This is a genomic window from Streptomyces sp. NPDC006368, from assembly GCF_040612535.1.
Taxonomy (GTDB): domain Bacteria; phylum Actinomycetota; class Actinomycetes; order Streptomycetales; family Streptomycetaceae; genus Streptomyces.
The window spans coordinates 138121-157378 of record NZ_JBEXQK010000006.1 but is presented as its reverse complement, the minus strand read 5'-3'; the positions used below and the strand labels follow the sequence as shown (position 1 = coordinate 157378).

The window sequence follows — 19258 nt, the reverse complement described above, 5'->3', positions numbered from 1 at the left end:
GGAGAGGAGAGTCGTCGATGCTGCCCGAGCAGGGTTACGAAGGACCGGAACCGGCCTCGACCGTCCGCAGGCTGCAGAGGCTCACCGAGCAGTGTGTCCGTTCCGTCCCCGCCTGCTGCGGGGCCGTCGCGACCCTCAGTGACGGCGGCGCCGAACGCCGTACCAGCGCCACCCATCCGGACCTGGCCGCCCTGGTGTCCGTACAGCTCGACTCCGGTGACGGGCCCATCCGGGCCGCCCTCGACAGCGGCGAACCCGTCGACGCGGAAGACCTCCTCACCGACGACCGCTGGCCCGACTACCGCGCCATGGCGCTCGGCTCCGGCGTACGGGCCAGCGTCACCCTGCCCTTCCACCGGGCCGGCATCGACCTGACCCTCAACCTGTACGGCTTCCGGCCCGGCTCCCTGGGTGACGCCGCGCACGGACCGGCCGCCCTCCTCGGCGAGGAGATCACCGCCGGGCTGGCCCGGGACCGCCGCTACCGCGCCGCCCTCACCGAAGTCGGCCACCTCGCCACCGCCCTGCGCTCCCGGCCCGTCATCGACCAGGCCGGCGGCATCGTGATGCACGCCCTGGGCTGCGACGCGGACGAGGCACACGCCGTCCTGCGCCGCGTCTCGCAGCTCACCAACCGCAAGCTGGCCGATGTCGCCGGCGGGATCGTACGCAGCCGGGGGCGCGGACTGGAGAGGGAACTGGCCCGCCTCACGGCCACCACCGGCCCCGGAAAGAGCGGCGACACGCGAGGAATCTCCGTATAAAAGGCTTTGGACGGGATAAAGGGCTTCGGGGACGGGCAGGGTGCCCGCACGCACCGACGACGGAGGTGAGGGCATGCGGGAACCGGCTCCGGCGGACCACGAGAACCGCGAGCTCCCCGAAGGGCGCGGACCGGTGCGGTACGCGCCGGGAGCCGCCGACGCCGGACTGCCCGTGGAGCCCGGCCTCGCCACCGTCCTCGCGGCAGCCGCCGGACGCACCGAACCCGAACCCCCCGGCGGCGGGGCCGTCCTGCGCGACGCCGCCTGCGGCTACTGGTGGCGGCGCGGGCTGCGCTGTCACCCCGAGGACGTCGCCGCCGCCCCCGGCGCCCAGCCGCTGCTCGCCGCGCTGATCGCCGCCCACGCCGGCGACGTCCTGATGCCCCGGCCCTGCCCGGCCGGGTGGGCCCCCCAGGCGCGGCTCCTCGGGCGGCCCGCCTACCACGTACCCACGCCCGCCGAGTGCGGCGGCGTCCCGGACCCGTACGCCCTCCTCGAGACCGTACGCCGCGTACGCGCCGAAGGCGGCCACCCCGCCCTGCTGCTGCTCTCCGTGGCCGACGACCCCACCGCCACCGTCCCGCCCCCCGAACTGATGCGTGAGACCTGTGAGGCGGCCGTCGGCGAAGGCCTGCACATCATCAGCGACGAAACCTGGCGCGACACCCTCCACGACCCGCACGACACCGTCCTCGTCAGCCCCGCCGAGATGTGCCCCGACGACGCCACCGTCCTGTGCGACCTCACCGGCGCGCTCCTCCCCGCGTCCTGGCCCGCCGCCGTCGCCCGCTTCCCGCCCACCCCGGCCGGCAGCGCCCGCCGCGCCCGCGCCCTGGACCTGCTCACCGCGCTCGGCGCCCACGTCGCCGGCCCCGTCGCGGTGGCCGCGGCCCACGCACTCGACGAACCCGACCCGGTCACCACCCGGACGGCCGCCGCGGCCGCCCTCCACGCGCGCGTGGCCGCCGCCGCGCACCGCGCCGTCCTGACCGCGGGCGCCCTCGCCCTCCCACCCCGGGCCGGCCGCCACCTCTACGCCGACCTCGGGCCCCTGCGCGGCCCCCTCGCCGAGCGGGGCGTCACCGACTCCATGGAACTGGAGGAGTACCTGACCGGCCGGCTGGGCGCCCCCGCACCCGGCGGTCACCGCTTCGGCGACGAACTGGGCGCCCTGCGCGTACGGCTCCCCACCGCACCCCTCCTCGGCACCACCCCCGAGGAACGGACCGAAGCGCTCACCGCGGACGACCCGCTGGAACTGCCACCCGTCGCACGCGCGTTGAGCTCCTTCGGAGCCGCCTTCCGAGAACTCCAAGAACCACGGTGAACGGAGCCCGCAGATGACGGAACAGACGTCACCCGCCGAGCGGACGGCACCCGGCGACCGCACGGGGGCCGCCCCCGGCAGCCCCCGGCCCCTCGGCGAGATCCGCGTCTGGCCGAGATCCTTCGCCGACCGGCTCACCGCGCCCCTCCCCGGCGTACGCGCCATGGCCAGACTCGCGCGCGAAGGAGCCGTACGCCCCAGCCCCGAAGGCCTCCGCGACATCCCCCGGCTCCCCTTCGCGCCCGAGCCGCTGCCCGCCGTCGACGCCCGCACCGTCTCCCTCACCTGGGCCGGACACGCCAGCTGGGTCGTCCGCGTCGGCGGCCTGACCGTTCTCACCGACCCCGTCTGGTCCCGCCGCATCCTCGGCACCCCCACACGCATCACCCCCGTCGGTGTCCCCTGGGAAGACCTGCCGCCCATCGACGCCGTCGTCATCAGCCACAACCACTACGACCACCTCGACGCCCCCACCCTCAAGCGGCTCCCGCCCACCACCCCCGTCTTCGTCCCGGCCGGCCTCGGCCGCTGGTTCCGCCGCCGCCGCTTCACCCGCGTCACCGAACTCGACTGGTGGGAAGCCGCCGAACTGCGCGGCGTCCGCTTCGACTTCGTACCGGCCCACCACTGGTCCAAACGCACCCTCACCGACACCTGCCGGACCCTGTGGGGCGGCTGGGTGCTCACCGACCGCCACGACCACCGCGTCTACTTCGCCGGCGACACCGGCTACGGCCACTGGTTCGGCGAGATCGGCCGCCGCCACCCCGGCATCGACCTCGCGCTGCTGCCCATCGGCGCATACGCCCCCCGCTGGTGGCTCCGCGACGTCCACATCGACCCGGAGGAAGCGGTCCAGGCCTTCCAGGACCTCGGCGCCCACACGATGGTCCCCATGCACTGGGCGACCTTCGTCCTCTCCTCCGAACCCGTCCTCGAACCCCTGACCCGCGTCAGAACCGCCTGGCAGGCCGCCGGCCTCCCGCGCGACCGCCTCTGGGACATGCCCATCGGCACCACGCGGGTTCTGTGAGGGCTCGGTTCGCCTCCGTCAGGCCCTTCGCGGCACCGGCGGCCCCGCACCAGCGGCAGGAGCCGCACCCCGGGACACGGCAAGGCACCGCGCCGCACGCCCCAAGCCCGCCCCGCACCGGTCACCCCGCGCGGTGGCGCAGGCGCCGCCAGACCGGCGGCGCCGCGCTGATCAGCAGCGTCAGGGCTACCGCGGCCAGCACGCCCTCCCAGGGGCGGGCGAACAGCGAGCCGCCCAGGATGCCGATCAGCTGGTACGTCACCGCCCACGCCAGGCACGCGGGGACGTCACCGCGCAGGAACCGGCCCAGCCGCATCCCGGACAGCAGGCAGGCCAGCATCACCGGGATGCGCCCGGCCGGCACCAGCCGGGACAGCACCAGCACCGAGACCCGGTGCGTACGCAGTTTCTCCTGCGCCTGCTCCAACCGGTCCGGCGCCGCCCGGTCGCTCAGCGCCGCCAGCCAGCGCGAACCGTTCCTGGACCGCACCCCGCGCTGCCCCAGCCAGTACAGCGCCGCGTCGCCGGTGAACGCCGCGCCCGCCGCCAGGAGGAACACCGCCAGCAGGGCGAACGGCGCCGTCTGATGGAACGCCACCACCGCCGCGGAGCTGACGATCGCCCCGGTCGGCACCACCGGCACCAGCGCGCCCAGCGCCACCAGCAGGAACAGCGACGGGTACCCGACCGCCTGCTGGGTCGACTCGGCCGGCAGCCGCCCCAGCACCTCACCGATCACCGGACACCTCCGGCCGCACGCTCTCGCCGTGCCCCAGCCGGTGCACCACGACCCCGGGCGCGATCCGCGCCGCGTGCCGGACGAACTCGTCACCCGGCGCGTGGAATTCGTGCGGACGCACCGCGTCCAGCCCGATCGGCCAGTACGTGCCGTAGTGCACCGGCACGGCGGCGCGCGGCGCCAGCGCGGCGAGCGCCCGCGCCGCCCGCCCCGCGTCCAGGTGTCCGTGCCCCAGGTACGGCCCCCAGCCGCCGACCGGCAGCAGGGCGACATCGACGGGGCCGACCGCGTCGGCCATGCCGTCGAACAGCCCGGTGTCCCCGGCGAAGTACGTCCGCGCCGCCCCGCTGACCACGTAGCCGAGCGCGGGGGAGCGGTGCGGCCCGACCGGCAGCCGCCGCCCGTCGTGCGCGGCCGGGACCGCCCGGACGACCAGGTCGCCGACCTTCACCTCGTCGCCGGGGCCCACCTCCGTGACGCGCAGCCCGCGCAGCCTCCGCAGCCCCGGCACGGCGCGCGGCGCCCCGTGCGGCACCACCAGCCGGGTCCCGGGCGCGAGGCGGGCCAGCGACGGCAGGTGCAGATGGTCGGCGTGGAGGTGCGACACCAGCGCCACGTCGGCCCGCGCGGCCTCCGGCGGCGGCAGTTTCCCGCGCCGGCGCCGCAGGTGGGCCAGGCGCCGTACGAACACGGGGTCGGTCAGCACGCGTACGCCGGAGTCCTCGACCGTACACGTGGCATGACCCCACCAGGTGACTTCCACCGGCACGCCGCCCTCCTCACGCCTGACTCCTTACGAGCGTAAGTGCGCGCCCCTTCGCGCGGAGGCGTTCGGAGTAGGGTCTGCGCATGGACGACGTACGCGTGGCGGCGATCGCCAGCCTGACGCCGCTCGAGGAGCTCGACAGCGATCCCTTCCTGGTCGACACGCGCAGTCAGTACGCGATGTGCGAGCGGTGGGCGGCCGACAAGGGGTTTGTCGTCATCCGCCAACTGCTGTTCTACGGCCTGCGGCCCGACCACTCGATGCTGTGGGCGGATGTCGACGCCGGGGCGGTGGACCTCTTCGTGGCGCCCAACGAGCGGGTCCTGGAGCGGGCCGTGACCTCGGCGCGGGACTTCTCGGCGGAGTGCGAGCGGCGGGGCGTGCGGCTGGAGACGGCGGGCCTCGACGAGCCGGCGTACGACGCGGGGATGAAGGCCCATGTGCACCGCCGGCTGTCGATGCCCACCGCGGGCTACGACGGCTGCTGACGCGCACCCGGTCCTGCCGGTGGGGTGTGCCACGCTGGATGCCGGGCTCGACGAAAGGCTGACGGCGTGGTCGAAGGGCGATGGCGGACGGCCGGCAGCACCGTGCTGCGGGTCATCGTGGTGTGGGCGGTGTCCACCCTCACGATGCTGGCGCTCGCGGGCCTGCTGCCGGACTTCCAGCTGCAGTCGGACGACGGTGACAGCGTCACCAGGACCGCCGTCACCGCCGCGTGGGGGGCCGGGGCGTTCGGTCTGCTGAGCGCGCTCGTGTGGCCGCTGGTCGTGCGGGCGTTGCTCCTCGTCCCGGCCCTGGTCCTCGGCCTGCTCGCCTTCTTCCTCAACGGCTCGCTGCTGCTCGTCGCGCTCTGGCTGATCCCCGACGGCCGCGGCGAGGCCGACCCGGAGAACGCCGTCGTGGTGGCCGCCGTCATGTCCGCCGTCGCCTCCGCGACCTCCACCGCCCTGGCCGTGGGCGACGACAACGCCTACCGGCGCCGGCTCCACCGGCTCGCCGGGCGGCGCCGCCCCGCGACCGCCGGCCCCGGCCCCGGCGGCCCGCCCGGCACGGTGTTCCTCCAGCTCGACGGCGTGGGCCACCACGTGCTGCGGGACGCCGTGGCCGAGGGACTCATGCCCACCGTGGCCCGCTGGCTCGGCTCCACCCACCGCCTCACCCCCTGGTACACCGACTGGTCCAGCCAGACCGGCGCGAGTCAGCTCGGCATCCTGCACGGCACCAGCCACGATGTCCCCGCCTTCCGCTGGTACGAGAAGGACAGTGGCCGGCTGATGGTGTGCAACCGGCCCGCGAGCGCCGTCGAGCTGCAGCGCCGCGCCGTCGAGCGCACCGGTGACGGCGGGCTGCTCACCCTGGACGGCGCGAGCCGCGGCAACCTGTTCAGCGGCGGTGCGGACCAGCTCGCCCTCGTGCTGTCGGTCTCGGCGCGCCGGGGCCCCCGCACCCGCTCCCGCGCGGGCTACGTCGCGTACTTCCGCGACCCCGCCAACGCCGTCCGCACCGCCGTCTCGTACGCCGCCGAGGTGTGCCGGGAGGTCGGCCAGTCGACGCGGTCCCGGCTGCGGGGCGACAGCCCGCGCGTGGGCCGCGGCGGGCTGTACCCGTTCATCCGCGCCTTCGCGACGGTCGTCGAGCGCGACGTGGTGGTCGCGGCGGTGATCGGCGACATGCTCGCGGGACGCGCCGCCGTGTACGCCGACCTCGTCGCGTACGACGAGGTGGCCCACCACTCCGGGCCGCACAGCCGGGACGCGGCCAAGGTGCTGGAGCGGCTCGACCGGTCGATCGCCCTGATCGCGAAGGTCGCCGAGCACACGCCCCGCCCGTACCGGATCGTGCTGCTCTCCGACCACGGCCAGAGCCCCGGCGAGACGTTCGAGTCCGCGTACGGGCTGACGCTCAAGGATCTGGTGCGGGCGGGCTGCGGGCTGCCCGTGCCGCGCCGCGTCCGCCACAGCCCGAGCGGCGCCGAGGCGCGCGACGCGCTGCGCAGCGCCGTGCACCTGCCCCTGGAGCAGGGCCGCGAGGAGCGCCCGTCGCGCGGTTCGGGCCCGATGGTGCTGGCCTCCGGCAACCTGGGGCTGATCTCCTTCCCGGACGTGCCGTACCGGATGTCCCGGGAGGAGATCGAGCGCCGCCATCCCGCCCTGCTGCGGACCCTCGCCAACCATCCGGGCATCGGGTTCCTGCTCGTCCGCAGCGAGGAGCACGGCTCGGTGGTGCTGGGCCCCGCCGGGCTGGAGGTCCCGGTCGACGAACTCACCGACGGCGGGGGCCCGCTCGCCGTCCACGGCCCGGGCGCGGCCGACGCCATCCGGCGCGCCGACTCCTTCCCGCACGTGGCCGACATCATGGTGAACTCCATGTACGACCCGGCGACGGGCCGCGTGCACGCCTTCGAGGAGCAGATCGGCTCCCACGGCGGTCTGGGCGGCGAACAGTCGCGCGCCTTCCTGGTGTCCCCGCTGACCCTGTCCCCGCCGGTCGCGGACGGCGGCCGGCTCCAGGGCGCGGAGGAGGTGCACCGGGTGTTCAGGCGCTGGCTGCGCGAGTGCCACGGGCCGCAGGTGCCGGTCGGACCGCGGGCCGATGGCCTGCAGGAATCACCGCCACACCACCAACCGGAAGAAGCATTTCCGGTTCCGGACAGCCTCGCACCGGACAAACGCGGGTGATTTGGTACGCCGCTCTCCGTCCCCGACCATATTTCAGGTTTGTACGGAGAAAGGCGCACCACCCCCCATGACCACGGTCGTCACCACCCCACCCCAAGAGCAGCGGAGCGGGCAGGACCCGCACCAGCCGCAGTCGCCGCAGGACACGCACGCGCGGCGGTTCGGACTCCCGATCGCCACCGCACTGGTCATGGGCAACATCATCGGCGGCGGGATCTTCCTCCTCCCCGCCTCCGTCGCCCCCTACGGCACCATCAGCCTGGTCGCCTTCGCCGTCCTCACCGCCGGGGCCATCGCGCTCGCCCTCGTCTTCGGCCGGCTCGCCGAGAAGCACCCCCGCACCGGCGGCCCGTACGTGTACGCCCGCGAGGCGTTCGGCGACTTCGCCGGCTTCCTCGCCGCCTGGTCGTACTGGATCACCACCTGGGTCTCCAACGCGGCGCTCGCCGTCGCCGCCGTCGGGTACCTCGACGTCCTCGTCCCCGTCCACGGCTCCACGGCCGCGACCATCGCGGCGGCGCTGATCCTCCAGTGGCTGCCCGCCCTCGCCAACCTGGCCGGCACGCGCTACGTCGGCGCCGTCCAGCTCATCGCCACGGTCCTGAAGTTCGTGCCGCTGCTGCTCGTCGCCGTCGGCGGACTGTTCTTCTTCGACTCCGCCAACCTCGGGCCCTTCCGGGCCGGGGACTCCGGCGCCCTCGGCGCCGTCTCCGCCTCCGCCGCGATCCTGCTCTTCAGCTACCTCGGCGTCGAGTCGGCGGCGGTCAGCGCCGGCGAGGTCCGCGACCCCGCACGCAACGTCGGCCGCGCCACCATCCTCGGCACGCTCGGCGCCGCCACGATCTACCTGCTCGGCACGCTCGCCGTCTTCGGCACCGTCGCCCACGACAAGCTGGTCACCTCCACCGCCCCCTTCTCCGACGCCGTCAACACCATGTTCGGTGGCTCCTGGGGCGGCACCGCCGTGGCCTGCATGGCCCTCGTCTCCATGGTCGGCGCCCTCAACGGCTGGACGCTCCTCAGCGCCCAGACCCCCTACGCCGCCGCCCGGGACGGCCTGTTCCCGAAGGCGTTCGCCCGCAAGAAGCGCGGAGTGCCGACCGTCGGCGTCCTGGTCACCGTCGTCCTGGCATCGCTGCTGACCGTCTACAACTACACGGCGGGCTCCGACGGCGTCTTCGAGATCCTCGTGCTCGTCACCACCTTCACCGCCACCGTCCCCTATCTCCTGTCCACCGCCGCGCAGATCCACTTCCTCGCCTCCGGGCAGACCGACCGGGTCCACCGCGGCCGTCTCGTCCGCGACGCGGTGCTCGCCGCACTGGCCTTCGGCTTCTCCATGTGGCTGGTCGCCGGCTCCGGCTACGCGGCGGTCTACCAGGGTGTGCTGTTCCTCTTCGCGGGCGTGCTCGTGTACGCCTGGATGTCGGCCCGCAAGCAGCGCGCGGAGGGAGCGGGCCGCCGGTAATTCGGCTGCGCCGTGAGGTCCGGTGCGTCCACACTGTTCGAGCCCGCACCCGTTCGGGCGTTCGACCAGTCCGGGCGCACCGGACCTCACGCCTTCCCAGGAGCCCCCGCTTGCAGGCAGCCGTCACCGTCACGCCGGCCCGGATCCCCGAGCTGCTGCTCGGCCTCGCGACCGTACGCCCCGTCTTCCTCTGGGGCGCGCCCGGCATCGGGAAGTCCTCCCTCGTACGGAACTTCGCCGAGTCCCTCGGCCTGGAGTGCGTCAGCCTGCTGGGCACCCAGCTCGCGCCCGAGGACCTCATCGGCGTACCGCAGATCCGCGACGGGAAGTCGGTCTTCTGCCCGCCCGAGGCCATCGCCCGTGACGAGCCCTACTGCCTCTTCCTCGACGAGCTGAACGCCGCCACCCCCGACGTCCAGAAGGCGTTCTACTCCCTCATCCTCGACCGGCGCATCGGCACCTACGAGCTGCCCGCCGGGTCCATCGTCATCGGCGCCGGCAACCGCGCCACCGACAACGCGCTGGCCCGCCCGGTCGCCTCCGCGCTGATCAACCGTCTCACCCACGTCCACCTGCGCGCCTCCACCACCGACTGGCTGGTGTGGGCCGGGGAGAACGGCATCCACCCCTGGGTCGTCGACTACCTCACCGACCGGCCCGACCACCTCTGGTCCCAGCCGCCCAAGACCGAGGAGCCGTTCTCCACCCCCCGCTCCTGGCACATGCTCTCCGACGCGCTGCACTCCTTCGGCCCGACGCTCGACGAGGACACCCTCAAGATCGTCGCGCACGGCACCCTCACCCCGGCGCACGCCGTCTCCTTCTGCGGATACGCCAAGATCGTGCGGCACGCGTACGGCATCGACGCCATCATCAAGGGCGACGCGTCCTGGCCGCACCGCGTCGAGGACCGCGACCTGCTCTACTACCTCGCCGACGCCTTCCGCGGCCGGCTCATCAAGGAACTGCCCGCCACCAAGGACCAGATCCCGCCGGCCCTGCGGCAGGCCGCCCACCGCGCCAAGTCGCTGCTCGTGCAGCTCGCCGAGATCTCCGTCGAGGTAGCCCAGACCGTCATCGCCGACGACTCCGACGGCCGGCCCGTCCTGCCCGCCTGGTTCCTCGTCGAAGCCGCGCGCGACATGCCCCGGCTGGTCGAGGCCCGCCGGTGAGCCGTACGTCACGAGCCAAGGCCGCGCGCGACGACCCGGCCACCCAGGCGTTCCTCGCCGGGCTCGCCCTCGTCAAGCGCAACCCGGCGCTCGCCGCGCTGGAGGCCGACATCTGCCGCAGCCGCGACTGCGAGCGGTCCCCGCGCCACGGCCTCGCCGCCGTCGACTCCAACGGCCGGATCCACGTCCACCCCGAGCGCCGCGCCGACCCCGCCGACTGGGCCTGGGCCCTCGCCCACTGCCTCATCCACCTCGGCTTCGGCCACGTCCCCGCCCACCACGACGAACGCCCGCGGCCCGACCGCTTCGACCTCGCCGCCCGCTGCGCCGTCGTCAACCGCTTCATGCTCACCCTGCACGTCGGCCGCGCCCCCGCGGACCTGCCGGAGACGTACCCCGACGGCGACGAGGAACAGCTCGCCGCGCGCTGGCGCCGAGGCGGCGTCCCCGCCCCGTACGCGCACTGCGGTACGGCGGGAGACGCCCCCGACCAGATCCTCGTGGCCTGGCCCTCCTGGCGCACCCCGCCCGACTGGCAGCTCGCCTTCGCGCACGCCCTGACCCGCACGATGTCCGCCGCGATGGACGTCGCGGGCGGGCGGCGCGACGCGCTCACCGGTGAGCGGCGCGCGCTGCAGCCCTGGGACCGGGCGCTCAGTTGGTTCCTGTCCTCCTACCCGCTGCTCGGTGGCATCGCCGCCGGCATGAAGATCGTCGCCGACGCCGAACTGGCCCGCGCGCACGGCATCTCCGTCGCCGCCGTCGACGCCGCCCTCGGCGAGATCTACCTCAACCCGCTGCGCCGGTACGACGACGAGGAGTGGCGCTTCATCCTCGCCCACGAGATGCTGCACGCCGCCCTGCGCCACGGCGACCGGCGCGGCGGGCGCGACCCGTACCTCTTCAACGTCGCCGCCGACTACGTCATCAACGGCTGGCTCGTCGAGATGCGCGTCGGCACCATGCCCGAGGGGCTGCTGCACGACCCGCGGCTCAAGGGCGCGTCGGCGGAGGAGGTGTACGACCGGATCGCCACCGACGCCCGCCGGATGCGACGCCTGGCCACTCTGCGCGGCAAGGGCACCGGCGACATCCTCGGCGAGCCGCTCGGCGGCCGTCCCGGCGACTACGTCGACCTCGACGAGTTCTACCGGCGCGGCCTCGTCCAGGGCTTCGACCTGCACGTCAGCGGTGAGCGGGGGCTGCTGCCCGCCGGGCTCGTCCAGGCGATCCGGGCCCTGGCCCATCCGCCCGTGCCCTGGGACGCCCGGCTGGCGCGCTGGTTCGACGAGTTCGTGCCCCGCCCGGAGCCGGTACGCGGCTACGCCCGGCCCGCCCGCCGCCAGGCGTCCACGCCCGACATCCCGCGCGCCGGGCGGTACTTCCCGCCCGAGGAGGTCGCCCGCTGCACCTTCGGCGTCGTCCTCGACACCTCGGGCTCCATGAACGCGCGGCTGCTCGGCAAGGCGCTCGGCGCCATCGCCTCGTACGCCGAAGCCCGCGACGTGCCGGCGGCGCGCGTGGTGTTCTGTGACGCGGCGCCGTACGACGCCGGCTACCTGCCCCCGACGGAGATCGCCGGCCGGGTCCGGGTCCGGGGTCGCGGCGGAACCGTCCTCCAACCGGGCGTCGATCTGCTCCAGCGCGCGGACGACTTCCCGCCCACAGCTCCCCTCCTGATCATCACGGACGGCTTCTGCGACGTGCTGCGGGTGCGGCGGGAGCACGCCTATCTCATCCCGGACGGCGCGTCCCTGCCGTTCACGGCGCGGGGCCCGGTGTTCCGGCTCCGCTGAACGAGCGGTTCCCGGCCCGATCGGGTCACCACCCGCCCCGACGCGGGCAAGGGAACGCCCATGACCGGCATGACCGGGCTCGCCGTCGCCGCACGCCGGGCCGTGCTGGTCACCGTCCTGGAGCTGGCCGCCCTGCTGGGCGTCACGGCCGGAGCCGGACCGGCCCCGGGCGCCGAGCCCGGCCCGGCCGCCGCCCCCGCCGCACCGGAACCGGACCTGACGGAGGCGGAGGCGGCGGCCCCGCACCGCGCGGACCGCCGCCACCGGCGCACCGTCCGCCCCCGGCCCCGCGCCCCTACCGGCCCCGCGCCCCTACCGGTCCCTCGCCGCGGCCCCGCCCACGGCTCCGCTCCTCGCCGGCCATCCGGCGGTACGCGCCGTCCGGTGCGTGGTCCTGCGCTGCTGAGCGGTACGCCCCCGCTCGCCGCAGCCCAGCCACGTCACCGAACAGGAGGCCCCGCCATGCCCGCCGACCCCTTCGCGGCACTGACCGCCATGATCCGCGCCGAAGCCGCCCGCTCCGCCGACCCGAACGCTCCCCGCCGAGCCCCCACACCACGCGGACGGTGCGCCGCTGCCGCAAGCCCCTGAGGACGAGGAGAAGTGGACGAGGCGCCCGCCACCGCAGGGTGCGCCCGGTACGAGCCCCTCGCACCGGGCGCCCGCGGGCGTCAGCCCCCGGGGTGCGGCGAAGCCCCGGTTCCGGGAAAGGCGGGACAAGGGAGAACCCCCGTCACCCACCCGGCGTGGACAACCCCCGCGCCGCCCCCGCCAACGCGTCCAGCACCGGCCGGATGAGCGGATGCTCCTCCGCTCCCCGCCGCACCGCCGCGAACACGCGCCGGAACGCCGCAGGCCCCGCCACCGGCCGCACCACCACGTCCTTGAGTTCCATGCCGCGCAGCGCCGAGCGCGGCACCAGGGCCACGCCCGCCCCCGCGCCCGCCAGCGCGACGACCGCGCGGAAGTCGTCCGAGGAGTGCACCAGGCGCGGGTCGAAACCCGCCAGTTCGCAGGCGAGGAGCACCATGTCGTGGCAGGGGTTGCCGGGGTACGGCGCGATCCAGTCGGCGTCCGCGAGCGAGGCCAGCGCGACCTCCGGCCCCTGCCCCAGCGGATGCCCGGCGTGCAGCACCGCGTCGAACGGCTCCGCGTACAGCGGCACGCGGGCCAGCCGCCGGTCACCCTCGCGCGGCGCGCCCCGGTACTCCACGGCCAGCGCCACATCCGCCTCACCGTCCAGGACGAGCGGCAGCGACTCGTCGCCCTCCGCGTCCCGCACCCGCACCCGGATGCCGGGGTGCGCGTCGGCCAGCCGCCCGATCGCGGGCGCCAGCACCTCGGCGATGCCCGTGGCGAACGCGGCGACCGTCACCTCACCGGCCGTGCCGCCCGCGTACGCCGCGAGCTCGGCCTCCGCCCGCTCCAGCTGCGCCAGCACCTCGTTCGCGTGCTCCAGCAGGATCTCGCCGGCGGCGGTGAGCCGTACGCCCTTGCCGCTTCGGGTGAGCAGGGTGTGCCCGGTCTCCTGCTCCAGCGCGGCGAGCTGCTGCGAGACGGCGGACGGGGTCAGATACAGCGCCGCGGCCGCGGCGGTCACCGTACGGTGGTCCGCCGCGGCCCGCAGGATCCGCAGACGCCGGGGGTCGATCACCCCGCCATTGTCCCCCAGCCTCAGCCGGCCATCGCCGCCCGCGCGTCGACGAACGCGGCCACCGCCCGCTCCACGTCGCGCGTCGAGTGCGCCGCCGACAGCTGCACCCGGATCCGGGCCTGACCCATCGGCACCACCGGGTACGAGAAGCCGATCACGTACACGCCGCGCTCCAGCAGCAGTTCGGCCAGGCGGGCGGCCTCCGCCGCGTCACCGATCATCACCGGGGCGATGGCGTGCTCCCCGGGCAGGATCTCGAAACCGGCCTCCGCCATCCTCGTACGGAAGAGCTTGGTGTTGGCGTCCAGCTTCTCCCGCAGGTCACCCGCCGACTCCAGCAGGTCCAGGACCTTCAGCGACGCGGCGGCGATCACCGGGGCGAGGGAATTGGAGAAGAGGTACGGGCGCGACCGCTGGCGCAGCAGCGCGACGATCTCGGCGCGCGCCGCCACGTACCCGCCGGACGCGCCGCCCAGGGCCTTGCCGAGCGTGCCGGTGATGATGTCGACACGGTCCATCACACCGTGCAGCTCGGGCGTGCCGCGCCCACCCGGCCCCACGAACCCGACCGCGTGCGAGTCGTCGACCATCACCATCGCGTCGTACCGGTCGGCGAGGTCGCAGATCTCCGGCAGCGGGGCGACGTACCCGTCCATGGAGAAGACGCCGTCGGTGACGATGAGCCGGCGCCGCGCGTCCTGCGTCTCCTTCAGCTGCTTCTCCAGGTCGGCCATGTCCCGGTTGGCGTACCGGTGGCGGCGCGCCTTGGACAGCCGGATGCCGTCGATGATGGAGGCGTGGTTGAGGGCGTCCGAGATCACCGCGTCCTCGGGGCCGAGGAGCGTCTCGAAGACACCGCCGTTCGCGTCGAAGCAGGAGGAGTACAGGATCGTGTCCTCCTGCCCCAGGAACGCCGAGAGCCGCTGCTCCAGCTCCTTGTGGATCTCCTGCGTGCCGCAGATGAAGCGCACGGACGCCATGCCGTAACCCCAGCGGTCCAGCGCCTCCTTCGCGGCGGCGATGACCTCGGGGTGGTCGGCGAGGCCCAGGTAGTTGTTGGCGCAGAAGTTCAGCACGTCACCGGAGGGGACGGAGACGGTGGCGCTCTGCGGGGTGCCGATGACCCGCTCCGGCTTGAAGAGACCCGCGTCGCGGATCTCGTCGAGGGTGGTGCGCAGCTCGTCGCGGACGGACGCGAACATAAACGGAATCTCCTCAGTGAAGGTCAGACGGTCCAGTCAAGGATGATCTTGCCGCTGCGGGCGGTGGCGGCCTCGTCGAAGGCCGCGTCGAAGTCGCGGAAGCCGTAGGAGCCGGTGATCACCGGGCTGAGGTCGAGGCCGCCTTCGAGCAGCACGGTCATCGCGTACCACGTTTCGAACATCTCGCGGCCGTAGATGCCCTTGACCGTGATCATCGACGTGACGATCTTCGACCAGTCGACGGCGAACTCCTCGGCGGGCAGGCCCAGCATCGCGATCCGGCCGCCATGGGTCATGTTCGCGACCATGTCCCGCATGGCCTCGGCCCGCCCGGACATCTCCAGGCCGATGTCGAAGCCCTCGCGCAACCCCAGCTGCCGCTGCGCCTCACCGATGGTCGACTCGGAGACATTGACGGCGAGCGTCGCGCCCACCTTGCGGGCCAGCTCCAGCCGCGACTCACTCACATCGGTGATCACCACATTGCGCGCCCCGGCGTGCCGGGCGACCGCCGCCGCCATGATCCCGATCGGCCCGGCGCCGGTGATCAGGACGTCCTCGCCCACGAGCGGGAAGGACAGCGCGGTGTGCACCGCGTTCCCGAACGGGTCGAAGATCGCGGCCACATCCAGGTCGACCTTCGCCCGGTGCACCCACACGTTGGACGCGGGCAGCGCCACGTACTCGGCGAACGCCCCGTCCCGCCCGACCCCCAGACCGACCGTCGCCCGGCACAGGTGCCGGCGGCCCGCCAGACAGTTGCGGCACTTCCCGCACACCAGGTGCCCCTCGCCGCTCACCAGGTCACCGACCGCGACGTCCCGCACGTCCGCGCCGACGGCCGCGACCTCGCCGACGAACTCGTGCCCCAGCACCAGCGGCGTGCTGACCGCCTGCCGCGCCCAGCCGTCCCAGGACCTGATGTGCAGATCCGTACCGCAGATACCGGTACGCAGCACCCGGATCAGAACGTCGCCGGGCCCGGTCTCGGGCTCCGGCACGTCCATGAGCCAGAGGCCGGGCTCGGCCTTCCGCTTGACAAGTGCCTTCATGGTGCGGCTCCCCGGGGAGGTACGGGTGGAGATCGTGAACGCGCACCAATCTGCCCAGGTCACACCCACCGCGTCCATCGAGGTTTTCTTAAGCGGGTCAACAGGAGAGCTTCACGCGCCACGCCCTCTACCGTCCTCGTATGACGACGCCCGTCTGGTACACGTCCTACGGTTCCAACACGCACCTCGAGCGCCTGGCCTGCTACATCCGCGGCGGCACACCGCCCGGCGCGACCCGCGCCCACCCGGGCTGCCGCGACCGCCGCCTGCCGGCCGTGTCCGTCCCGGTCGAGCTGGAAGGAGCCCTGTACTTCGCCACCGAGTCACCGGTGTGGACCGGCGGCAGGGCGTTCTACGACCCGGACGCGGAGGGTCGCGTCCTGGCGCGGGCCCACCTGATCACGGCACAGCAGCTCTCCGACATCGCCGCCCAGGAGATGTACCGGGAACCGGGCCCGGACACCGACCTCGACCTGACCGACGTCCTCCGCGACGGCAGGGCGGTCCTGGGGGAGGGGCGCTACGAAACGCTGGTCTGCCCGGGGACCCTCGACGGCCACCCCCTCCTCACCTTCACCGCTCCCTGGCGGATGACGGACGTCGACCGGAACAGACCCTCCGCCGCCTACGTCCGCTACCTCGCCATGGGGCTCCTGGCCGCCGGCGCCTGGGACGCGGCCACCATCGCCGCGTACGTGGCCTCCTGCCCCGGCGCGGCCGGTCACTGGACCGAGCAGCAGATCAGGGACCTCATCGCCTTACCTCCGCGGTAATCGACCGGGACCTGCCCCGCCCGGCAGGGTGGCGGTACCGGAACCCACCCGTACCCACTCCACGGAGGCTGATCCGCCATGTCCCACGCCCTGCTCGCCGGCATCTCCCGCACGACCGAGCCGCAGACCATGCTGCGCCGCTTCCTCGCCCTCGACGCCGTCGTCACCGGGGCGAACGGTCTCGCGTACGCCGTCGCCTCCGCACCCCTCGGGCGGCTCCTCGGCGTCGACGCGAGCCTCCTGCTCGGACTCGGCCTGTTCCTCACCGGGTTCGCGGCGGCCGTCGGCTACCTCGCCTCCCGTCCGCAGCCGCCCGCCACGCCGGTCAGGCTGGTCATCGACGCCAACGCGGTCTGGGCGGTGCTCAGCGTCGTCGCGCTCGTCGCCTGGCTGTCACCCAGCACGGCCGGGGCGGTGTGGATCCCGGCGCAGGCCGTGACCGTGGCCGCTTTCGCCGCCCTCCAGTGGTGCGCCCTGCGGGCGGTGGGGCGCTAGAGGGACCGGAGGTACGTGACCGTCGCCGCGTCGGCCGGGAGGAACGTCTCGATGGCCAGCTCGGCGACCGTCACGTCCATCGGCGTGTTGAAGGTGGAGATCGACGACACGAAGGACAGCACCCGCCCGCCGTGCTCGACGCGCAGCGGCAGCGCCACGTACGGGTGGGAGGCGGGGTCCTCCCGGTCCTCCGGGGCGCCGCCCGCCCGCTCCGGCAGCGGATACGCCGCGACCTCGTCGTACAGCCTCCGCAGCGGCTCCGAGCGCACCAAGGCGATCTGGCGCTCCATCTGGGCCAGCAGGTGACCGCGCCACTCGCGCAGGTTGCGGATCCTCGGCGCCAGGCCCCGCGGGTGCAGGGTGATCCGCATGGCGTTCATCGGCGGCGTCAGCAGATGCTCCGCCACCCCCTCCAGCAGCATCGCGATGCCCCGGTTGGCCGCCACCACCGTGTACGAACCGTCCACCACGATCGCCGGATACGGGTCGTACCCGCCGAGCAGGCGCTCGATGCCCTCCCGCAGGCTTCCCAGCGACGGGTCGTCGAGCGGCGTCTCGGCGTACCGGGGTGCGTAACCGGCCGCCAGCAGCAGGGCGTTGCGCTCCCGTACCGGCACCTCCAGGTGCTCGGCGAGCCGCAGGATCATCTCCTCGCTCGGGCGGGACCGGCCCGTCTCGATGAACGAGACGTGGCGGGCGGACGAGTCGGCGCGCAGCGCGAGCTCCAGCTGGCTCAACCGCCGCCGCTCGCGCCAGCCCCGCAGCAGCGGCCCTACTCCGGTAGCGGACGCGACAGTTGTCATACCGCAGACCGTAACCCACGTGTTGACCTCCGGCCGGTGCCGTCGGACCGTATCGTCACCGGCACGTCCTCGTCGTTCACCGGTACCGACCGGAGGGAGCACCCCACATGCCCACGGAGCCGCTGTCGCAGAAGGAGATCGAGGACCGGCTGCGCGAACTGCCCGGCTGGTCGCAGGAGGGCGACCGGATCGCCCGCACCTACCGCCTCGGCACCCACTTCGCGGCGACCGCGATGGTCGTCCACGTCGCCCGGATCCAGGAGGAGCTGAACCACCACTCCGACCTCACCCTCGGCTACAACACGGTCGGCCTCACCGTGAACACCCACGACGCGGGCGGCGCGATCACGGAGAAGGACTTCCAGCTCGCGTCCCGCGTCGAGGCGATCGCGCCGTCCCACGGCGCGAACTGACGAACCGGAGCGCAGTGGTGAGCGGTGGGCAGGGGAACGCGGTGGGCCGGGAGCGGGTACTCGCCCACCGGGTGGCGGTCCATGGGTTCGACCGCTCCTCCCGCGCGCCGGACGTGCTCGTCCTGGGGGCGCAGGACACCCCGCACGGCGCGGCCCGGCAGGCACTCGCCGCCCGGGGGGCGTCCGCCGACGGTCTCGACCTGGTGTGGTCGTTCCGTGGCGCGCCCCACCTGCACCGGCGTACGGAACTCCCCGCGCTGGCCGGAGCGCTGTGGCCGCTCGACGACGCCGACGCGACGGCACGGATCAACACCGCTGTGATCAGGGAAGGAGCGCGGCTCGGTGTCGAGGCGTTCCGCGTCACCGCCCGGGCGTTCCGCCAGGTGGTGACCGGGCCGATGACCAAGGGGGACGTCAGCACGGCGGTCAGCGCGTCGGTGCCCGGGTCGCTGACGTACTGGTGCGAGCCCTGCGGCGCGCGGCACATCTCCGGGCTGCTCTTCCAGCAGGCCGGGCTCTTCGGCGGGGTCGGGGTGGCGGTGGAAGGCGGCAGGACCGTCCTCGCGCCGCTGCGGCGGCGGTTCCCCGTGCCGGTCGAGGCGTCGGGGACCGCCACGCTGGTGCGGGCGTATCTGCGCTTCCTCGGCCCGGCGACGCCCGCCGAGGTGGCGAGCCACCTGGGCACCACCCGCACCGTGGTCAAGGCGGTGTGGCCGGAGGGCCTCGCCGAGGTATCGGTGGAGGGGAAGCGGGCCTGGCTGCCCGCCCCGGAGCTGGCAGCGCTGCTCTCGGCGGAGAGCGGTGATCTCGTCCGGCTGCTTCCCCCGGGCGATCCGTTCCTCCAGGCACGGGACCGGGAACTGCTCGTACCCGACAGGAAGCGCCGGAAGGAGATCTGGCGGGCGGTCGGCAGTCCGGGCGCCCTGCTGGTCTCCACCGACATCGCCGGGACCTGGCGCGCCCGGGCCGCCGGCCGGGCACTGGTCGTGACCGTCGCGCCGTTCGGGCCGCTGTCCTCCGCCGTCCGCGAGAAGCTGGAGGCCGAGGCCGCCACCGTGGCCTCGGCCCGGGGAGCGAGCGAGGCACGGCTGCGGTTCGCCTGAGCGCCGCCCCGGCGTAC

Annotated in this window: 19 protein-coding genes; 13 read left to right on the top strand and 6 right to left on the bottom strand. The window is 74.1% G+C overall.

Going from position 1 to position 19258, the window contains the following annotated elements; translation table 11 throughout:
- Positions 1–17: 17 nt before the first annotated feature.
- The 3 genes from ABZZ38_RS07815 (at position 18) to ABZZ38_RS07805 (ending at position 3124) form a co-directional block, all read left to right on the top strand.
- Positions 18–764: a GAF and ANTAR domain-containing protein gene (locus ABZZ38_RS07815; protein ID WP_356736832.1), complete on the top strand. Its 747-nt coding sequence runs from the start codon at positions 18–20 to the stop codon at positions 762–764.
- Between the two features lie 73 nt (positions 765–837).
- Positions 838–2091: an aminotransferase class I/II-fold pyridoxal phosphate-dependent enzyme gene (locus ABZZ38_RS07810; protein WP_356736942.1), complete on the top strand. Its 1254-nt coding sequence runs from the start codon at positions 838–840 to the stop codon at positions 2089–2091.
- 13 nt (positions 2092–2104) lie between these two features.
- A complete protein-coding gene (locus tag ABZZ38_RS07805; RefSeq protein ID WP_356736830.1) occupies positions 2105–3124 on the top strand; it encodes an MBL fold metallo-hydrolase in 1020 nt (339 codons plus the stop codon).
- Positions 3125–3245: 121 nt separating this feature from the next.
- Here ABZZ38_RS07805 and ABZZ38_RS07800 read toward each other — a convergent pair whose 3' ends face one another.
- Both ABZZ38_RS07800 and ABZZ38_RS07795 read right to left on the bottom strand, forming a co-directional pair.
- Positions 3246–3863, bottom strand: a complete 618-nt coding sequence (locus ABZZ38_RS07800) for a VTT domain-containing protein (RefSeq protein WP_356736828.1) — start codon at positions 3861–3863, stop codon at positions 3246–3248.
- The gene (locus ABZZ38_RS07795) at positions 3853–4632 is read right to left on the bottom strand and encodes an MBL fold metallo-hydrolase (RefSeq protein WP_356736826.1); all 780 of its coding nucleotides are present in this window, start codon (positions 4630–4632) and stop codon (positions 3853–3855) included. Before ABZZ38_RS07795 ends, ABZZ38_RS07800 begins: the two co-directional genes overlap by 11 nt.
- Positions 4633–4712: 80 nt before the next feature.
- Here ABZZ38_RS07795 and ABZZ38_RS07790 point away from each other — a divergent pair, with 80 nt between their 5' ends.
- The 6 genes from ABZZ38_RS07790 (at position 4713) to ABZZ38_RS07765 (ending at position 12337) form a co-directional block, all read left to right on the top strand.
- Positions 4713–5117: a hypothetical protein gene (locus ABZZ38_RS07790; protein ID WP_356736824.1), complete on the top strand. Its 405-nt coding sequence runs from the start codon at positions 4713–4715 to the stop codon at positions 5115–5117.
- A 66-nt stretch (positions 5118–5183) separates the two neighbouring features.
- A complete protein-coding gene (locus tag ABZZ38_RS07785) occupies positions 5184–7310 on the top strand; it encodes a phage holin family protein (protein WP_356736822.1) in 2127 nt (708 codons plus the stop codon).
- Positions 7311–7377: 67 nt separating this feature from the next.
- Positions 7378–8778, top strand: coding sequence for an amino acid permease (locus ABZZ38_RS07780; RefSeq protein WP_356736820.1), 1401 nt, complete (start codon positions 7378–7380; stop codon positions 8776–8778).
- A gap of 110 nt (positions 8779–8888) precedes the next feature.
- Positions 8889–9950: a MoxR family ATPase gene (locus tag ABZZ38_RS07775; protein ID WP_356736818.1), complete on the top strand. Its 1062-nt coding sequence runs from the start codon at positions 8889–8891 to the stop codon at positions 9948–9950.
- A complete protein-coding gene (locus tag ABZZ38_RS07770) occupies positions 9947–11746 on the top strand; it encodes a hypothetical protein (RefSeq protein WP_356736817.1) in 1800 nt (599 codons plus the stop codon). Before ABZZ38_RS07775 ends, ABZZ38_RS07770 begins: the two co-directional genes overlap by 4 nt.
- 60 nt (positions 11747–11806) lie before the next feature.
- A complete protein-coding gene (locus tag ABZZ38_RS07765; protein WP_356736815.1) occupies positions 11807–12337 on the top strand; it encodes a hypothetical protein in 531 nt (176 codons plus the stop codon).
- Positions 12338–12479: 142 nt separating this feature from the next.
- On the opposite strand, the gene ABZZ38_RS07760 is transcribed toward ABZZ38_RS07765, so the two are convergent.
- The 3 genes from ABZZ38_RS07760 to tdh are packed head-to-tail and all read right to left on the bottom strand — an operon-like array spanning position 12480 to position 15654.
- On the bottom strand, positions 12480–13400 hold the full coding sequence (locus ABZZ38_RS07760; protein WP_356736813.1) for a LysR substrate-binding domain-containing protein: 921 nt from the start codon (positions 13398–13400) through the stop codon (positions 12480–12482).
- 20 nt (positions 13401–13420) lie between these two features.
- Positions 13421–14602 (bottom strand): glycine C-acetyltransferase, encoded by a 1182-nt coding sequence (locus ABZZ38_RS07755; protein WP_356736811.1) that lies wholly within the window; start codon positions 14600–14602, stop codon positions 13421–13423.
- Positions 14603–14625: 23 nt separating this feature from the next.
- Positions 14626–15654: an L-threonine 3-dehydrogenase gene (gene tdh, locus ABZZ38_RS07750; protein ID WP_356736809.1), complete on the bottom strand. Its 1029-nt coding sequence runs from the start codon at positions 15652–15654 to the stop codon at positions 14626–14628.
- Between the two features lie 140 nt (positions 15655–15794).
- On the opposite strand from tdh, the gene ABZZ38_RS07745 reads away from it, so the two are divergent.
- Complete coding sequence (locus ABZZ38_RS07745; RefSeq protein ID WP_356736807.1) at positions 15795–16427, top strand: histone deacetylase; 633 nt, start codon at positions 15795–15797, stop codon at positions 16425–16427.
- 78 nt (positions 16428–16505) lie between these two features.
- A complete protein-coding gene (locus tag ABZZ38_RS07740) occupies positions 16506–16922 on the top strand; it encodes a hypothetical protein (protein ID WP_356736805.1) in 417 nt (138 codons plus the stop codon).
- Here the strand turns inward: ABZZ38_RS07740 and ABZZ38_RS07735 are convergent.
- Complete coding sequence (locus ABZZ38_RS07735) at positions 16919–17725, bottom strand: helix-turn-helix transcriptional regulator (protein WP_356736803.1); 807 nt, start codon at positions 17723–17725, stop codon at positions 16919–16921. The genes ABZZ38_RS07740 and ABZZ38_RS07735 overlap by 4 nt on opposite strands.
- A 107-nt stretch (positions 17726–17832) precedes the next feature.
- Between ABZZ38_RS07735 and ABZZ38_RS07730 the strand changes: the two genes are divergently transcribed.
- Positions 17833–18138 (top strand): 4a-hydroxytetrahydrobiopterin dehydratase, encoded by a 306-nt coding sequence (locus ABZZ38_RS07730; protein ID WP_356736802.1) that lies wholly within the window; start codon positions 17833–17835, stop codon positions 18136–18138.
- A gap of 17 nt (positions 18139–18155) precedes the next feature.
- Positions 18156–19241: a crosslink repair DNA glycosylase YcaQ family protein gene (locus ABZZ38_RS07725; RefSeq protein WP_356736800.1), complete on the top strand. Its 1086-nt coding sequence runs from the start codon at positions 18156–18158 to the stop codon at positions 19239–19241.
- Positions 19242–19258: the final 17 nt, after the last annotated feature.

Bases quoted from the DNA above. Each gene is read 5' to 3' on its own strand.
- ABZZ38_RS07815 (WP_356736832.1), top strand. From the start codon at position 18: ATGCTGCCCGAGCAGGGTTACGAAGGACCGGAACCGGCCTCGACCGTC.
- ABZZ38_RS07810 (WP_356736942.1), top strand. From the start codon at position 838: ATGCGGGAACCGGCTCCGGCGGACCACGAGAACCGCGAGCTCCCCGAA.
- ABZZ38_RS07805 (WP_356736830.1), top strand. From the start codon at position 2,105: ATGACGGAACAGACGTCACCCGCCGAGCGGACGGCACCCGGCGACCGC.
- ABZZ38_RS07790 (WP_356736824.1), top strand. From the start codon at position 4,713: ATGGACGACGTACGCGTGGCGGCGATCGCCAGCCTGACGCCGCTCGAG.
- ABZZ38_RS07780 (WP_356736820.1), top strand. From the start codon at position 7,378: ATGACCACGGTCGTCACCACCCCACCCCAAGAGCAGCGGAGCGGGCAG.
- ABZZ38_RS07765 (WP_356736815.1), top strand. From the start codon at position 11,807: ATGACCGGCATGACCGGGCTCGCCGTCGCCGCACGCCGGGCCGTGCTG.
- ABZZ38_RS07755 (WP_356736811.1), bottom strand. From the start codon at position 14,602: ATGTTCGCGTCCGTCCGCGACGAGCTGCGCACCACCCTCGACGAGATC.
- tdh (WP_356736809.1), bottom strand. From the start codon at position 15,654: ATGAAGGCACTTGTCAAGCGGAAGGCCGAGCCCGGCCTCTGGCTCATG.
- ABZZ38_RS07745 (WP_356736807.1), top strand. From the start codon at position 15,795: ATGACGACGCCCGTCTGGTACACGTCCTACGGTTCCAACACGCACCTC.
- ABZZ38_RS07740 (WP_356736805.1), top strand. From the start codon at position 16,506: ATGTCCCACGCCCTGCTCGCCGGCATCTCCCGCACGACCGAGCCGCAG.
- ABZZ38_RS07735 (WP_356736803.1), bottom strand. From the start codon at position 17,725: ATGACAACTGTCGCGTCCGCTACCGGAGTAGGGCCGCTGCTGCGGGGC.
- ABZZ38_RS07730 (WP_356736802.1), top strand. From the start codon at position 17,833: ATGCCCACGGAGCCGCTGTCGCAGAAGGAGATCGAGGACCGGCTGCGC.